This window comes from Synechococcus sp. YX-04-1 (assembly GCF_030546365.1).
GTDB lineage: Bacteria > Cyanobacteriota > Cyanobacteriia > PCC-6307 > Cyanobiaceae > Parasynechococcus.
This window is the reverse complement of the sequence record NZ_JAUONZ010000001.1, coordinates 244,788-260,749: the sequence shown is the minus strand read 5'-3', so window position 1 is coordinate 260,749 and position 15,962 is coordinate 244,788. Positions and strand designations below refer to the sequence as shown.

The following is a 15,962-nucleotide window of genomic DNA, read 5'->3' as shown; positions in this document are numbered from 1 at the left end:
ATACAAAAAAGGCCAAAAAAAATCCCTCCGTAAGGAGGGATTTGAAGGAATCTGAGGTTATCAGGCGACCTTACCGATGGTCACGGTGAAGGAAGAAGCGTTGCCGTTAGTGGCAAGGCCTGTTCCAGCAGAACCGAGGTTCAGGTCAGTACCAGAGTTTTCGAACTTAACAACCAAGTCGCTGTCACCGCCTTGGACGAACAGATAAGCAGCACTTGCAGCATCATCTGTGAAGAGCGCATAGCGACCTTCAGTTGTCAGACCTGCATCAAGAGCAGAAACACGATCAGCAACAGAGGAGATGCTTGAGAACTGAGCAACACCTGCGGAAACGGTCACAGTGTCATTGACGAACACTGCAGTGTTTGCAGAGACCACATCTTGATGAATGGTCAGTAAGGTGCCACCTGTGGCTTCCGTAGTACCACTCAGGGAGTTGGTGAAGGTAACGGTATCCATTGCGTCCACAGTGGAATCTGTGAATGCAGAGAAACCGATTGCATCTGCAATACCGGTCGTTGAATTGACGTCAGCAGAGATGATGATGCTATCAGCACCAGCTTGTCCGAAGACAGTGGCGATAACGGATCCAGTTTGAGCGTCAAGCTGGATTTTGTCTGCGCCGCCACCACCAAGAATCTTGGTTGAAGTTGTAGTAGCAGTCAGTGTGATGGTGTCGGAGCCTTGGCCGCCATCAATAGTGATGTTGGAGTCAGCTTCCAGTTCACCAATGATGTCGATGCTGTCATTGCCCTGGTTGCCGAGGAACAAAGATGAAGCATCAACTGCACCACCATCATCAACAGAGATGATGTCGTCGCCCATGTTGCCTTTGATCACTGCAGAAGCTGCAGTGAACATCACCTTGATGGTGTCGTTACCAACGTAGTTGTCTCTGTCGCCGTAGATGTCAATGTGAGTAGAGGTGTTGGCATCCACAGTGATGGAGTCAGCACCGCCACCACCGTAAACAGTGGAAGCCGACAGAAGGTTGGCTTTGCCTGCGGTAAAGGTCAGCGTGTCAGCGCCAGCACCAAGAGTGAAGAGTGACGCGGTAGCTGAAACAGCTGCGCTGATAGTGATCAAGTCAGAACCACCGCCACCTGCCAAGGTGTCGACCAGGCCTGCGGAGATCAGAACCGTATCGTTACCGGCGCCAAGGCCAAGTTTTCCTTGGAATTTAGTTGTGGAACCGATGATTTTGTCTGCACCCGCGCCAGCCAGCACTTGGCCAGAGAGAGTGATGCCGCTGGCGGTAAGAATGTCTTCGCCGCCTTGCAGTTGGATGGAAACTTTATCGGCAGAAGCAGTGGGCTCCTGCATCTGAATACTGTCGTTTCCGGCAGCAGCAAGCAGAGTCGTCGCGGTGAGTCCGCCGGAGAGAACGCTGAAAAAGTCAGCGCTATCGGTTCCCGTGGTCGACAGACCAGGGGAGTTAATCAAAAAAGCCATGACAGCGGGAAGAGGGTGAGATTCGAGACACCATAGTGACAATAGAGTTGGCCTTAGGTACTGTCAACGGTCTGTGGCCAGATCATGACCAGTCACTACCCAGGAACCTGCCAATTTGCAAATAGTCATAGCAAGCGTGCTAATTTGCGCCATTTTGGTATGCATGTACTAATTGAATATTCATTTAGTGCGTTTGTATATTCGGGTTTTTGATGTAGTATTTCATATTTTTCCAAGGTATTTAATACGCCATCGGCAATATTTTCAGCAACACGGTGATCAATCAAATTAACTTGATGTTGATACTTTTCTCCAAATTCTCTTACGCCATATATGTCGCTTGCCACGATAGGGCATCCAGAAGTAAGAGCTTCTACGTAACTCCAGCTAATCACAAATGGGTGGCTTAGATATACGTGGCACATGCTTCTCTGAAGCCAATCTATGTAATTTTTTGGATTTAGATAGCCTAGCCAAATGACTTTCTCCTCACCTATTTTCATTTCTGATAAGAATTCTTGAGCCCACTTTCCCCAGGTGTCGTGGGAGTCAGGTTTTTTCCCCCCGTAGCATATTCTGTCTTCTCCAGCAATTTCGAATCTGGCAGATGGAAATCTTTTTAAAATACCTGGTATCTGTCGAATAAATTGTGGAAACATTCTCAATGGTTCCATGCCCCGCGTTCCATATGTTACAACAACTTCTTTTCGTTTAGATAAGTTTGGCTTAAATTGTTCTGAATTAATTCCATCAAATATGACTTCGCAATTCATTCTCAGGTTCGCAGGTAGTTGATTTTTTTGCCAATTTGTCGGAGATACTATTCTGTCTGCTGTGCTTAATTCTAGTGATGAATACATATTGCGGCTCCATTGAGCCGAAATAATTTTTGAATTCATATTCAAATATTGATTTAAAGGATCATATTTGTACGCTTGAGACGTCGGCTCAAACCACCACTCGCTGTAAGCTATAAAAAAGCAACTAGGCCAGATTTCCTTTACATTTACACCACATCCCCAACCACTATGAGAAATCACTATGTCTGGTTTCCAGTACTTGGTTTCAAAACTGATGAATGCTTTTCGAAATTGTTCTGCTGTCTTATGACATCTCTTGGCTCCCCCAAGTTTTTCTTCATCTAGTTTTTCCATACTAATATCACCTTTCATGCACAGTCTTAGTACACCAGGTATCTTCCTTCCATAGTGTGTCTGACATAGGAAGGCCACATCATGCCCTTGGCTAGAAAAGTCCAGGCAGATATTTTTAAATTGAGCTGGAAAGTTGGGATGTAAGAACAGAATTTTTTTTTTACTCATCCTACTTGCAGGAGCACTAGTATGTTATCATAACAAGTAGTCTGACAAAGTTATGGGTTTAGCTTTAGCAATTAAAGCGCATCAAGAAGGTGACACCAAGCTAGCTCAAATACATTACAAGAGGGCCTTAGACCAAAAGGTGGTCAATCCTGCGCTTTATCAAAATTACGGAGCACTACTTCGAAATGTAGGCAAAGAAGATGAAGCCATAGAGGTTTACCACCTTGGTCTTACTATTTTTCCTGATCATTTTGGAATACTTGTTAATCTAGCTAATATCATACGTATAAAAAAACCTGTTTCTGCTGTTTCCTTTTATTTGCGTGCAGTCCATACATTTAAAAAAGATTCAACAGACATAAATGGAGTTGCAGACTGTTTGCTGTCGTTGATATCTACGCTTCGTGAGTTGGGCTGTCATAACTGTGCTTACATTACATTAAGAGATACTTTGCATTGCCTAGGATCGAAACCGCTGACATATCTTACGCTGCTTCAGTTGCTGGACAGTATCTCGACTCATTTTAAATCCTTCGGTGGCGATTATAATAAAATTGATACCCTTATCCCCCAATACGAGCAATTTCTGGAAACACTCACTTTCGGTGCTGATAATAAATCCTTGCTTCCCTTCTATTTTGGCTTGGCATCTTATTATTCCTCCAAAAATTTATCTTATAAATCTCAAGCAATTTTCGAAAGAGGTATTAGTATAATTGCTAAGAATTTGTCCCCAGGGTCTGATCTCAACGATGAGTTGCGTACGCAGTTAGATACACATAGCTGGAATTATTCTAATACACTTCTAAAAACTCAAAACTTTCAGTTGGGATGGAAACTCTATGATCATGGTTTGACGACTCCCTGCCCTGGACGTCAGCGTTGGCAACGTGCTCTCGCGAAGCCATTTTCTATAAATGAAGTGCCTCTATGGCATGGCGAGAATCTTTTAAATAAATCGCTTTTGCTTTTAGATGAACAGGGGATTGGAGATAGTATGATGTTCCTAACTCTTATCCCAAAACTATTTTACGAGGGTGCACAGTTAACACTCTTCTTATCGCCTCGTCTTATACCTGTTTACAGTAGAGCTTTTAAGAAGTATCTCGAAAAAGGTAATCTGAAAATATTTTCCTATCAGGATTTTACTAAAGGACTATTGGAGCCCTCTAGTTTTAACTTTCAATGCCCACTTGGTTCGATTTGTCAGTATCGCTTTGACCATCCATCAAAGTTTGCACCGTCCGTCCCAATCCTTGCAGCTGATTCAACACTTACCAAGTCTCTTCTCAATAAATACAGTGCTCTGCGTAAGATCAATAAGCCTATTATTGGTCTTTCATGGCAAGGTGGTGGGAAGGCTGAACGAATTTCTCAAAAATCTATTCCAAAAACTGAACTAATTACGTTTTTGTCTGAATTTAAGGATTTTACTTTTTTAAGTCTCCAGTATGGCGATTGTACTGACTTTATTAAAAGGTGTAAGCGACACGCGTTGCCTCTTATCTTCGATCCTGACATCAATCCTCTTAAAGATATTGATTCATGGCTCAGTCAAGTTGCTAATTGTGATGCCGTTTTAAGTGTTGCTAATACCACGATTCATGGTGCCGGAGGGTTAAATATTTCTACACTTTGTTTGTTGAGTAAGTCTGACGATTGGCGATGGTTGTCTGATCCCAAAATTAAGCGTAGTTATTGGTATCCTTCCGTAGGAATTGCACGTCAGTCTAAAGATGGCTCATGGTCAAATGCTCTCTCGGAAACCCGTCATTGGTTTGAGCAAGGATGTCCTATGCCGGATGGTTTACAATTCGATGACATTGTTCATCCAGCAGTTTGATTATGAGCTTTGAAGAACTCCGTATTTTATTTGAAAATGGTAGCTATTCAGAAGCTATTTCAATTTCTGATAAGAATACTTATACAACCCACTCAAATCCGTCTGAGTGTTATATAAAAGCAGCATGTTTTTTCAAGCTCGGTGAGTTTGGTGATGCCTTTCCATTACTTGAGGAGTTGGAGGGTTCTTTTAATGAAAATCCCGAATATCTTTCATTATTTGGTGCTTGCTGTAGGAGATTAGGCTTCTTAGATCGTGCTCTTGAGTTGCTTTCAAGAGCCTTGGAGATAAATCCGCAAGATATATCTATTAAAAATAACTTTGCAAATCTACTTATTGATACTCAGCAATATCAACGCGCCCATGAGATTCTTTTTGAACTCACAAAGAATAATCCTGAATATGAAGATGCTTCAGTTAATTTCAAGCGCTTATTGCAATATTGGGATCCTTCAAAGCTCAGTGATGAAGCAAGTAATTCTTCAAATTCACATCTGGGTACCACAGCTTTCTCTTCAATCCCACTTTTTGTAGACCCCCTGAAACTTGCATTCTCTGATGAAGAAGTACAGAATCACGGACGTTTAAATAATCCCAAGAGTACTAAACCGCAAGATCTTAAGAACTTTGTACCTCAGATCGATTTATCTGATGAAACAGCTGGAGAGTGCTTGTCTCTAGCAAGAAAGGCTTTAGACGAAAACAATCCTGAATTTGCTCTCCAGCTGTCTACTCTTGCTATACGAAAATCATCTACGCTCTTTGATGCATATGATGTTGCATCTGATTCATTGATTGCTTTAAAGCGATTTGTAGAAGCCGAAATTTGCTTACTACATTCTCTTACTCTTAATGGCCCTAAATTTAAGCACTATGTCAATTTATTTTCACTTTCATTGATGCGTAAAGACTTGGTCCTTTGCTCCAAGTACTACGAGCTGGCTTCAAGTCTTGACTCTTCTAATCCTAATTTGAATCATTTAAAAAAGATGCTATCCAAATTGCATAGTACGTCATCATCTCAGCTATTTGCCTTTGAAAACTCTTTTTCTAGCTTACCAGAAGTAAATCGCGTTGAATCCAACTAACTCTGCATTTGGTGTTCTGTACGTTGCCACTGGTAAATCGTACGTATCGGAAGCAATATCTAGTGCACAGACATCCAAGCTATATGACCCTTCAATCGCTATCCATCTTTGTTGTGACTCTATTTATGATTTAGATCTAAGTTGTTTCAACAGCATTTCAATTCTTGACTCTCCATCTTATTCATATCGCGATAAAGTTGCCGCGCTCTTATCACCTCCTTTTGAAAAGACATTATTTTTAGATACCGATGCTTTTATCATTAGTCCTATTAGTCATCTACAAAGTTCAATCTTTAATTTTGACTTATCGGCTTGTTTTGCTCCTTGTCGTATTCCTGCTGGATTTAATGACGCAACCATACCCAATTTCTTTCCTGAGTATAATTCTGGTGTTCTCTTTCTCCGAAACTCTGAAACTATCTCCTCTCTAATTTCTGATTGGCTTGATCTTTACGATCGTCTTTTTGTCGAATATGATCAACACTGGGATCAAGCTTCCTTACGTACAGTTTTATGGAACTATACAAATAATCCTTCTTTTTCATTGCTTACTCTTCCTCCAGAATTTAATGTTCGTCTCACTAAACCTTGGATTATTGGTAGAGGCATACCTGCTTATATTCTTCATGGTCGTTTGCCACCCAGAGAATTACCAATTCTTGCGGATTATATGAATTCCGATATCGATTGTTTCCGTACCTGCAATGATTGGTATGCTAAATATCCAGATTCACTCATAAAGATGAGATTTGCTCGTCCTTCTTGCCTTTGAATTTAGTTTTCGATTCATCCTTTCTGCCCATATTAGTAGCCGCATCCATTTCTTTTCTTTAAGTATTCTATCGTCCTCGGCGATATTCTCTATCGATTGATTCTGAGATCTCCTGTTACTCTTGCTTCCCCATAGTTTACTTCCACTTATATCAAGTGTCACTCTGTATTTTCCCATGATGTACATTCTTTCCTTGCCGTATTCAATGATTGCTCCTTTGCTCCTTCGTGCCCATTTTATCATTTTTGTTATGTCCTGATCGTCGTGAATTAGATTTATAACCTTCTTCATCGCATCAGTGAGTTCAATTGCACTGTATATTCTTCTCCCTTTCTTGATTGCCAAGTCTGCCAATATAAAGGGAACTTTTATTGCCCCATCCAAAAATGTAGCTTTATATAGCATTCCATAATCTCCTAGCATCTCTCCATGGTCTGCGACCACAAGCACTTTGGTTTTGTTTTTATCTTCTCTTTTCTCTAATTCCTTTATTATTCTACCCACTTGCCTATCCAGCAGCTCTAACTTGCTTGCATAATCTTGCCTAAGGCAATTAATCTCGGAGGTGGTTAATTTATCCTTCCATTTCTTATACGATGTTTTTAGCTCGCATTCAGGTAGTTTTTCTACTTTTTCTTGATCAAGTATTTTGTGACTATTTTCTAATTTTTTGTAATGCTTTCTCCAGTTATTGGGTGTATCAAATGGTTCGTGTGGTCCCACATAACTTACCCATAGCAACCAAGGCTTGCTTGTTGGCAAAGTTTTGATCTTATCAATAGCTTTATTTGTTAACCAGATATCTGGATATAACTCCTCTGGTAGTACAGTTGGCCTTACTGTCCAAGCCTTTCTTTTATTTTTTTTACTATATCTATTATTCATGTCTTCTTTGTAGACCTCGTAAAAGCCTTTTTTATTCCATTCATCAGTCAATTCGCATTTTATGTAGCGCAGTGCTCTTGGTCCGGCAATCTCAGTTACATCTTTAAATCCTAGTCCTTCAATTATCTCATTATTGTCTCGTAAGTCTGTAGCTGAACGATGACTTGTCCAGTGAGTTTTTCCTACCAAAACAGTATGCCATCCAGCATCCCTTAATTTTCTAACAATTGACGGAGCATCTTTGCATAATGATTTGTCTTCATTTTTTGTTATTCCCAGCTCCGATGGTCTTAAGCCAGTTATCCAGCTCATCCTTGCTGGCATGCAATGAGGGCTGCTTGTATAGCAGTTGACTGCATTAATCCCCTTTTTAGCCAGGGTCTTTAGATGCTCAAGGTTAATGCCCAGATCGTTATTTACCCACCAGTCACCTCTCCACTGGTCGAATGATATGACTATTAAATTTGAGTAGGTCATGCTTTATTGTATACCATTGCTGCCTCTTTGATTTTGACGGCGTCGCCTGTTTATTGGCTTGTTCTTCACCCCGATGTCCCTAAGCCAATTGGCGGTGTTAAGCAAATGCACCGCCTTGCTGAATTCATTCAGAAATCTGGTCGCCAATCAATTATTGTCCAGGACGAGGCTTCCTTTCACCCAGCATGGTTTGAGAGTAATGTTAATACTATTAGCCGTAAAGAGTTTATCAAGCGTTCTTCCTCATTAGATAAAAGCTCTAACTTTCTCGTTTTTCCTGAAACCTACCTACCTGCCGTCTCTGAATATGCCCCTGGCTTCAAAAATATTATTTTTAATCAAAATAGTTCCTACACCTTTGGCCAGCCTTCAGCTCCTTTCTTTCGTGGTGAAATGTCTCGTGTTTTTGATTTATATCACTCCCCATTGATTAGCCATGTCCTGTGTGTTTCTCAGTATGATCGTGATTTTCTGCTTGATTTTATTGGCTTGCCAGAAAACAATGTTTCGCTTTTAGTCAATGGTATCGAGGATAATGTTTCACTGTCTGGTTCTGTCAAGAAGTCTAAGATTATTTCCTACATGCCGCGGAAAAACTATTTTGATAGTGAAATAGTCTGTACCTCTCTGCGCCGGTATTTTTCTCATGCTGGCTGGAAGCTGATGCCGATTGCAAGTTGCAGTCACGATCAAGTTATCGAATCTCTTCGTAAATCCTTGATCTTTCTTTCCTTTGGTCATCCTGAAGGTTTTGGCTTGCCTGTTGCAGAAGCTATGGCTTGTGGTTGCGCCGTTGTTGGTTATTCGGGCTTGGGAGGCAAGGAGCTCTTCGATCTATCTTCTCAATTTGGATTGGGTTTCGAAGTGGCCTTTGGTGATTGGAAGCAGTTTTTGCCTTCTGTATCTCAATTGGTTTCCCATATTGATAATAACTCAGATCAGTTCAAAAATAGTTTGGTTTCAATGTCTCTTCAGACCTCCAGAGTTTATTCTATGAACAATATGTATCGCTCGGTGCAAATGTTCCTTAATTCTTTTGAATCTAGCCTGTGAGTTTCATCTTTTCTGTAATGTTCGCTTGGTTGTCGTCTTTTCATTGCTCTTCTTTCACTGTTGGTCATGCTACTGACGGCTTATGCCTCTTTGTTGTATAATTCTGTAAAATATTTTCAAGCTAATGCTCAAGCTGTTGCTGGGTGATCCCAATGCCCGCAAGCTGAAGCGTTACCAGCCAATCGTTTCCGACATCAACCTTTTGGAGGAGGAGATCGCTCCTCTTTCCGACGACGAGCTTCGTGCCAAGACCGCCGCCTTCCAGCAGCGCTTAGCAGATGCAGGCGCTCTAGCGAACCAGCGGCCGATCCTTGATGAGATCCTCCCAGAGGCTTTCGCCGTTGTCCGCGAGGCCGGTAAGCGTGTCCTGGGCATGCGCCATTTCGATGTGCAGCTTATCGGCGGCATGGTGCTCCACGAAGGCCAGATCGCTGAGATGAAAACCGGCGAGGGCAAGACTCTGGTTGCCACCTTGCCCAGTTACCTCAATGCTCTTACTGGCCGCGGCGTGCACGTGGTCACGGTTAACGACTATCTCGCCCGCCGCGACGCTGAGTGGATGGGCCAGGTGCACCGTTTCCTTGGTTTATCCGTGGGTCTGATCCAGCAGGACATGCGACCGGAGGAACGACGGCGCAATTACAGCTGCGATATCACCTACGCCACCAACTCAGAGCTGGGCTTTGATTATTTGCGGGACAATATGGCCGCCGACATCACGGAGGTGGTGCAGCGGGAGTTCCAGTACTGCGTGATCGATGAGGTGGATTCGATCTTGATCGACGAAGCCCGCACCCCTTTGATCATTTCCGGCCAGGTGGAACGGCCCCAAGAGAAATATCAGCAGGCGGCCGAGGTGGCCAATGCCCTGGCCCGCGCTGCTGAGCTGGGTAAAGACGGCATCGATCCCGAAGGGGATTATGAAGTTGATGAGAAGCAGCGCAGCTGTACCCTCACTGATGAGGGTTTTGCCAAAGCCGAGCAGATGCTCGGTGTTCAGGATCTTTTTGATCCGCAGGATCCCTGGGCCCACTACATCACAAATGCCCTCAAAGCTAAAGAGCTGTTCGTCAAAGACGTGAATTACATCGTCCGTGACGGCGAAGCGGTCATTGTTGACGAGTTCACCGGCAGGGTGATGCCCGGGCGCCGCTGGAGCGATGGACAGCATCAGGCCATTGAAGCCAAGGAAGCACTGCAGATTCAGGCTGAGACCCAGACTTTGGCGTCGATCACCTACCAAAACTTCTTCCTGCTCTATCCGCGCTTGGCGGGTATGACCGGCACCGCCAAAACCGAAGAGGTGGAGTTCGAAAAGACGTACAAACTCGAAACCACGATCGTTCCCACCAACCGGATGCGCGCCCGGCAGGACTGGGCCGACCAGGTGTACAAAACCGAAACCGCCAAATGGCGGGCCGTCGCCAACGAAACCGCCGACATTCACAAAAAGGGTCGGCCGGTGCTCGTGGGCACCACGTCAGTGGAAAAGAGCGAGTTGCTGAGCTCCTTGTTGGCCGAGCAGGAGATTCCCCACAACCTTCTCAACGCCAAGCCCGAAAACGTTGAGCGTGAGTCGGAAATCGTCGCCCAGGCCGGCCGTGCTGGCGCTGTCACCATCGCCACCAACATGGCCGGTCGCGGCACCGACATCATTCTCGGTGGCAACAGCGACTACATGGCCCGCCTGAAGCTGCGTGAGGTGTTGTTGGGCCGTTTGGTGAAGCCCGAGGACGACCACAAGCCCCCGGTGCCTTTGCAGCGCAGTGCCGCAGCAGGAGGTTTTGCTGATGATCCCGCGCCAACGATCACGATCCCGCGCAGCGGCGAGAGCCTTTATCCCTGCTCTCTCACCGACGACACCGACCAAGGCTTGGGTCAGCTGGCCCGTGATCTTGTCAAAGCTTGGGGCGACCGAGCTCTCACTGTGATCGAGCTGGAGGAGCGGATTGCTACTGCTGCTGAGAAAGCACCCACCGAGGACCCTCAGATCCAGGCCCTGCGTGAGGCGATTGCACGGGTGAAGGCGGAATATGACGCGGTGGTGAAGCAGGAGGAGGCCCGTGTGCGGGAGGCCGGTGGCCTGCATGTGATCGGCACCGAACGCCACGAGTCCAGGCGGGTGGACAACCAGCTCCGGGGCCGGGCCGGCCGACAGGGCGATCCTGGCTCCACACGTTTTTTCCTGTCCTTGGGTGACAACCTGCTGCGGATCTTTGGTGGCGACCGCGTCGCCGGCCTGATGAATGCCTTCCGCGTTGAGGAAGACATGCCGATCGAATCAGGCATGCTCACCCGCTCGCTGGAGGGGGCTCAGAAGAAGGTGGAGACCTACTACTACGACATCCGCAAGCAGGTGTTCGAGTACGACGAGGTGATGAATAATCAGCGCCGGGCGGTGTATTCAGAGCGGCGGCGGGTTCTCGATGGTCGTGCGCTCAAGAAGCAGGTGATCGGTTATGGCGAGCGCACCATGGGCGAGATTGTGGAGGCTTATGTGAATCCTGATCTTCCGCCGGAGGAATGGGATCTTGACCAACTGGTGGGCAAGGTGAAGGAGTTCATCTACCTGCTAGAGGACCTCACCCCCGACCAGGTGCAGGGCCTCGGTATGGAGGAACTCAAGGCCTTCCTTCAGGAACAACTTCGCAATGCTTATGACCTCAAAGAAGGCCAGATCGAACAGCAGCGCCCTGGCTTGATGAGAGAAGCCGAGAGGTTTTTCATTCTTCAGCAGATCGACACGCTTTGGCGGGAGCATCTCCAGGCCATGGACGCCCTGCGCGAATCTGTAGGCCTGCGCGGTTACGGCCAGAAGGATCCCCTGATTGAATACAAGAACGAGGGCTATGACATGTTCCTCGAGATGATGACGAACATGCGGCGCAATGTGATCTATTCGATGTTCATGTTCCAGCCGTCCAATCCTCAGAGCGGCGGCTGACCATCGGCCTGCCACTGGCGGAAGGAAGTTTCGTAGTCCGGTCTCGGTTGCACGCCCTCTGGGATCGACTCGTTCAATTGCCGATAGAGCCCTTCTTTGGCACAGCGGTAAAAAACTGAACCTTGGTTTAAGTGCTGGCGCTTCAGACCGGCACTTTTTAGGTGATGCAGCATGATCCGATCACCGATCAGGTGGCCATAGGGCGGCATCAGCACCCATTGGTGCAACAGGGGAAAGGCGCCACGGCCAAACAGCATGGCGTTGGTGTCGATGAAGCGATCAGGGTTGGTGAGAGGACATGGGCCCATCACTGTGCCGTCCAGGCGGCAGAGAGTGCGGCTCGATGAAATGAAATCAGCCTGGTGCTGGTCCATCGCTTTCAGCATGCTGGAGACGTGGTCGGGCCCATACCAGTTGTCGGCATCGAGGAAGGCCACCGCATCCACCCCCAGGCCGATGGCGTGATAACTCCCGACCAAGCGCGGTGTCGATCCAATGTCGCCATGGCTGCTCGGTAGCCGCACGTGCTCGGCACGCCAGTGGTTGATGCGTCGGCGTGGGTGGCCATCCGCCACCAGCACATGCATGCATGGTTCGCTCTGGGCCAGCACGCTGTCGTGGCACTGGCGCAGCTGAGCCAGCGGTTCCTTGTAGTACGGCGTGATCACGGCCACCCGGGGTAGGGGATTGCCGAGGGCTTTCTGCAGCCGCCGGTCGTTGATCAGCTCACCGCGAACCAGTTGTGCTGCGATCGCGGCAGGGTTGGGACGGAGGCCGTCGTAATAGGCCGGCAGGGTGCCCTGTTGGAGGTGATTGGCGTAGATCTTTCTCCAGCTGTCGCCGATGCCCGCGTTGACGCGTTTGTTGCGTTGCAGGGCCTCGGCCCCCTGACGGATTTTGCGTTCGAGTTGTGTGTAGCTGCGGATCGGCACATGCAGGATTTCGATCGCGGTGTTCTTGATTCCCGCAATGGATCTGCCATTCAGCTTCGCGCCATGGTTCCCGTCCGTGATCTCCACGCCGGGATGGGCGCGATGAATCAGTTTGGGGGGCAGAGGCCGGCCAAGACTGTTGCGGGAGACCCGTTCGCGCAGGGTCTGGCGCTGATAGAAGGGCCGCTGATCCTGGCCATCTTGCGGTGGTGGCAGAAAGTTGGTGCGTTCCACCAGCAGGCCTTCAACGCTTTCGGGGAGCTGGGTCAGGGTGGAGTTGAGGTTGCCGTGTTGCGGCCACCAGAATTCATCGGCATCGCTGTTGATCACCCAGTCCGCCCCCATGTCCGCTGCCATCCGCGCCATCCGGGTCACCCACACGGCTTGATCGTGGGTCTGTTCCGCTTCCTGCAGCAGCGTCAGCTGGCCGCGTCGTTGGAACCGTTGCAGGATCTCCAGGCTGCCGTCCATTGAGCCGTTGTCAGTGGCGATGACCCGGTCAACCCCCTGGGCCAGATGGAAGCGCAACATGCTCTCGAGGATGTCGGCTTCATCCCGGCAGAGCAGTGTGAGCACCAGCATCATCGTCTTGTCCTCCCCGTGCGTTTGGGCTTGAGTCGAAGCTCTGGGCGTGGGCTGACGCGTCCGTAATACCAGTGCATCTCCGGCGTGAGGTTGGTCAGCGGCAGGTCATGGGAGGGGCCAATGGCGAGGCAGGCGTCGATCAGTTGCTTGAGCTCCGGGTCGCTGAACTTCGCCTTCTGCTGCTTGTACTGAAAACAGGGGAAGTCGTCCCGATGCATCAGATTGGCCAGAGCCTGAAGATCGGGATGGTTGCGGATCGCCGTGAGATTTGCTGCCTCCCGGCGTCCTGCTCCCTCTCCCACGGCCTGCAGTCGCTTCCGCAGGCTCTTGGGCAGAGAGAGCGTTTCCCCCAGCGCTTCGAGATCTCTGCTGAACTGCTCGCAGCGGATCAGCTGATCCACCATCGGGCGTTTGCCGAGGTGGGTGAACCAGTGGATTGGAAAACCATGCACCCAGCGCAGGTCGTGGGCATCCATCGCAGCCGGCAGCCGTCGTAGGTAATGCAGAAGCTGTTCTTCGGTGGGTGGCTGGCTGCGCACTTGCACCTCAGTAGCGCGGCTTTTCTGACGCAGGTGTTCCCGGCAGGCGGAGGCCAAACGGTCGTAGGGATGCCGGACGCAGGCAATCACCTTGTAGCGGCGCAGCCAGCGCCACAGCCGGGTGTGGCGCAGATCCATCAGAGGGCGATGGGCTAGGTCCACCCGCCGTTTCAGCACCGGGTCGTAGCTGAAGTCGAACCAGCTCTCCATGCGGCGGTTAGCGCCGTCCTCGAGAAAAGCCCTCCGCAATGCTGTGCCCGCACACTTGGGAATGTGTAGAACCACCAGCTGCAGATCGTGATCAACGATCACTGGAGGTGTCTCCCAGGAATTCCAGGATCTCGCGGTCTTTGAGGTTTTGCGACTCGCCTCGACATGTTTCCCGCAATGCGCGGCCCTCCGCTACTTCCCTCAGGCACCGCTGCAGGTTGCCCACCGTGCTCTCCAGTTCATCGATCCGCTCCATCAGGTTGCGGATCACGTTGGCTTCCGCGTCGGGCAGCGCCGAGTGGGCCAGGGGATTGATCCGCACGCCGCTTTGGTGGATCACCCGTCCAGGGATGCCCACCACCGTGCAGTTTTCATCAACGTCTCTCACCACAACTGACCCGGCGCCGATGCGGGTGTTGGTGCCAATTGTGATCGCTCCCAGCACCTTGGCTCCTGCCCCGACCACAACGTTTTCGGCAAGCGTGGGGTGGCGTTTACCGTGCTCTTTGCCGGTTCCTCCCAGGGTGACTCCCTGGTAGAGCAGGCAGCGGTGACCGATTTCGGCGGTTTCGCCGATCACCACCCCCATGCCGTGGTCGATGAACACGCTGTGGCCGATGCGGGCCCCGGGGTGGATCTCAATGCCGGTGAGGGCACGGCCGATTTGACTGAGGCAGCGGGCTGCCAATTTCAGGGGCAGGTGGCAGGACCAGAGGCGATGGCTGATGCGGTGCAGGCTGATCGCCTGGAATCCGGGGTAGCAGCAAACAATTTCCAGCCAGCCGCGGGCAGCCGGATCACGCTCGCGAATGATCGCGAGGTCGGCACGGATGTGATCAAACATCGCAGAGGGGTCAGCTGGCGGCCGCTGGGGTCTGCAGGCCAATCTCCTTACGGAGTAGATCGATCGTATCTGTGCTGAGGTAGCTCTCGGCGCAATGCACCTGTGGCATACGCATCAACTGGGATCGGTTCTGGCGCAGGCTCTGCTCTACCAGCGGCAGGCTCGGCCGATCACAAAGCACGTGGCTGGAGGCCCGCAGCAGGGCCAGCAGGCGGCTCCCCACATCCGGGGTGGCGGTCATCAGCAGTAATTCGTTGCCACGCATTGAGTGGAGAATGACCTCCGCTGCCCTAAGAATGCCGGGGCTGATGCTCACCAGGCCCACACAGCTGCCAGGGCGCAGCTCCTTGAGCATGGCCAGCTCCTGACGGAAGTCGTTGAGGTCAACGGCCACGGCGCGAACGCTGTGTTTCTTGGCCAGCTCTTCCACCGGTTGGAGGAAATAACGGCTGGTCACCACCGTGCCATTGCTGGAGTTCTCCAGAACGCTTTCCAGCTCTTCCAACGGCACCACTTCCACTGGCACATCCAGGCAGGGTTCCAGTTCCTCCGCAATCAGCATCGAGGCGCCGATGTCTTCCCGCGGCGTGCTGACTAGCACGCGGGCGCCGCAACGCAGGCGCCAGTCAATCTCGCGGGTCAGCAGTTCCCGGGTTTGCTGCAGCGTGCAGCCTGCGTTCAGCAGGCCGTCCACACACTTGCGCACTTCCCGGTCGAGGTCGGTGACGCCGCGATTGCGGATGTGCGGTGGCGTTTTGATTTCCCGTGGTTTCTGCTGGTCGCGCACGTAGATACCAGAACCGGCCATGGCTTCCACGACGCCATCGGTTTCCAGCTGGCGGTAGACCTTGCTGATCGTGTTGCGGTGCAATCCCGTTTGCATCGCCAGCTGGCGGGTGCTCGGAAGTCGATGCCCAGGCGGGTAATGCCGCGCTGCGATGGCAAAACAGATTTGGTTGTAGAGCTGTGTCGACGCCGGAATGTCGCTTTCCTGCTGGATATGGAATCGCACGCCG

Annotated in this window: 12 protein-coding genes; 5 read left to right on the top strand and 7 right to left on the bottom strand. The window is 49.6% G+C overall.

All coding sequences use genetic code 11. The features are described from left to right. Positions 1 to 60: 60 nt before the first annotated feature. Both Q3Y53_RS01315 and Q3Y53_RS01310 read right to left on the bottom strand, forming a co-directional pair. The gene (locus Q3Y53_RS01315; RefSeq protein WP_303532001.1) at positions 61 to 1,452 is read right to left on the bottom strand and encodes a hypothetical protein; all 1,392 of its coding nucleotides are present in this window, start codon (positions 1,450 to 1,452) and stop codon (positions 61 to 63) included. A gap of 125 nt (positions 1,453 to 1,577) precedes the next feature. After that, positions 1,578 to 2,774, bottom strand: coding sequence for a glycosyltransferase (locus Q3Y53_RS01310; protein WP_303531998.1), 1,197 nt, complete (start codon positions 2,772 to 2,774; stop codon positions 1,578 to 1,580). A 52-nt stretch (positions 2,775 to 2,826) separates the two neighbouring features. Between Q3Y53_RS01310 and Q3Y53_RS01305 the strand changes: the two genes are divergently transcribed. The 3 genes from Q3Y53_RS01305 to Q3Y53_RS01295 are packed head-to-tail and all read left to right on the top strand — an operon-like array spanning position 2,827 to position 6,477. Next, complete coding sequence (locus Q3Y53_RS01305) at positions 2,827 to 4,617, top strand: M48 family metallopeptidase (protein WP_303531995.1); 1,791 nt, start codon at positions 2,827 to 2,829, stop codon at positions 4,615 to 4,617. Between the two features lie 2 nt (positions 4,618 to 4,619). Further along, positions 4,620 to 5,705 (top strand): M48 family metallopeptidase, encoded by a 1,086-nt coding sequence (locus tag Q3Y53_RS01300; RefSeq protein ID WP_303531992.1) that lies wholly within the window; start codon positions 4,620 to 4,622, stop codon positions 5,703 to 5,705. Continuing rightward, on the top strand, positions 5,692 to 6,477 hold the full coding sequence (locus Q3Y53_RS01295) for a hypothetical protein (protein ID WP_303531989.1): 786 nt from the start codon (positions 5,692 to 5,694) through the stop codon (positions 6,475 to 6,477). Before Q3Y53_RS01300 ends, Q3Y53_RS01295 begins: the two co-directional genes overlap by 14 nt. On the opposite strand, the gene Q3Y53_RS01290 is transcribed toward Q3Y53_RS01295, so the two are convergent. Beyond that, positions 6,436 to 7,839, bottom strand: a complete 1,404-nt coding sequence (locus Q3Y53_RS01290; RefSeq protein ID WP_303531986.1) for a sulfatase-like hydrolase/transferase — start codon at positions 7,837 to 7,839, stop codon at positions 6,436 to 6,438. The two genes, Q3Y53_RS01295 and Q3Y53_RS01290, sit on opposite strands and share 42 nt — an antisense overlap. 33 nt (positions 7,840 to 7,872) lie before the next feature. Here Q3Y53_RS01290 and Q3Y53_RS01285 point away from each other — a divergent pair, with 33 nt between their 5' ends. Both Q3Y53_RS01285 and secA read left to right on the top strand, forming a co-directional pair. Then, a complete protein-coding gene (locus tag Q3Y53_RS01285) occupies positions 7,873 to 8,892 on the top strand; it encodes a glycosyltransferase (RefSeq protein WP_303531984.1) in 1,020 nt (339 codons plus the stop codon). Between the two features lie 124 nt (positions 8,893 to 9,016). Further along, positions 9,017 to 11,836, top strand: a complete 2,820-nt coding sequence (gene secA, locus Q3Y53_RS01280) for a preprotein translocase subunit SecA (RefSeq protein WP_303531982.1) — start codon at positions 9,017 to 9,019, stop codon at positions 11,834 to 11,836. Here secA and Q3Y53_RS01275 read toward each other — a convergent pair. Genes Q3Y53_RS01275 through Q3Y53_RS01260 form a run of 4 tightly spaced genes read right to left on the bottom strand, consistent with a single transcriptional unit; the run spans position 11,821 to position 15,958 of the window. Further along, positions 11,821 to 13,344 carry a glycosyltransferase gene (locus tag Q3Y53_RS01275; protein ID WP_303531979.1) on the bottom strand — a complete coding sequence of 508 codons (1,524 nt, stop codon included), beginning with the start codon at positions 13,342 to 13,344 and terminating at the stop codon, positions 11,821 to 11,823. The genes secA and Q3Y53_RS01275 overlap by 16 nt on opposite strands. Positions 13,345 to 13,349: 5 nt before the next feature. Next, on the bottom strand, positions 13,350 to 14,177 hold the full coding sequence (locus Q3Y53_RS01270; RefSeq protein ID WP_303531976.1) for a sulfotransferase family 2 domain-containing protein: 828 nt from the start codon (positions 14,175 to 14,177) through the stop codon (positions 13,350 to 13,352). Positions 14,178 to 14,193: 16 nt separating this feature from the next. After that, on the bottom strand, positions 14,194 to 14,946 hold the full coding sequence (gene cysE / locus Q3Y53_RS01265; protein WP_303531973.1) for a serine O-acetyltransferase: 753 nt from the start codon (positions 14,944 to 14,946) through the stop codon (positions 14,194 to 14,196). A 10-nt stretch (positions 14,947 to 14,956) separates the two neighbouring features. After that, a complete protein-coding gene (locus Q3Y53_RS01260) occupies positions 14,957 to 15,958 on the bottom strand; it encodes a GntR family transcriptional regulator (RefSeq protein WP_011363122.1) in 1,002 nt (333 codons plus the stop codon). Between the last annotated feature and the right edge of the window lie 4 nt (positions 15,959 to 15,962).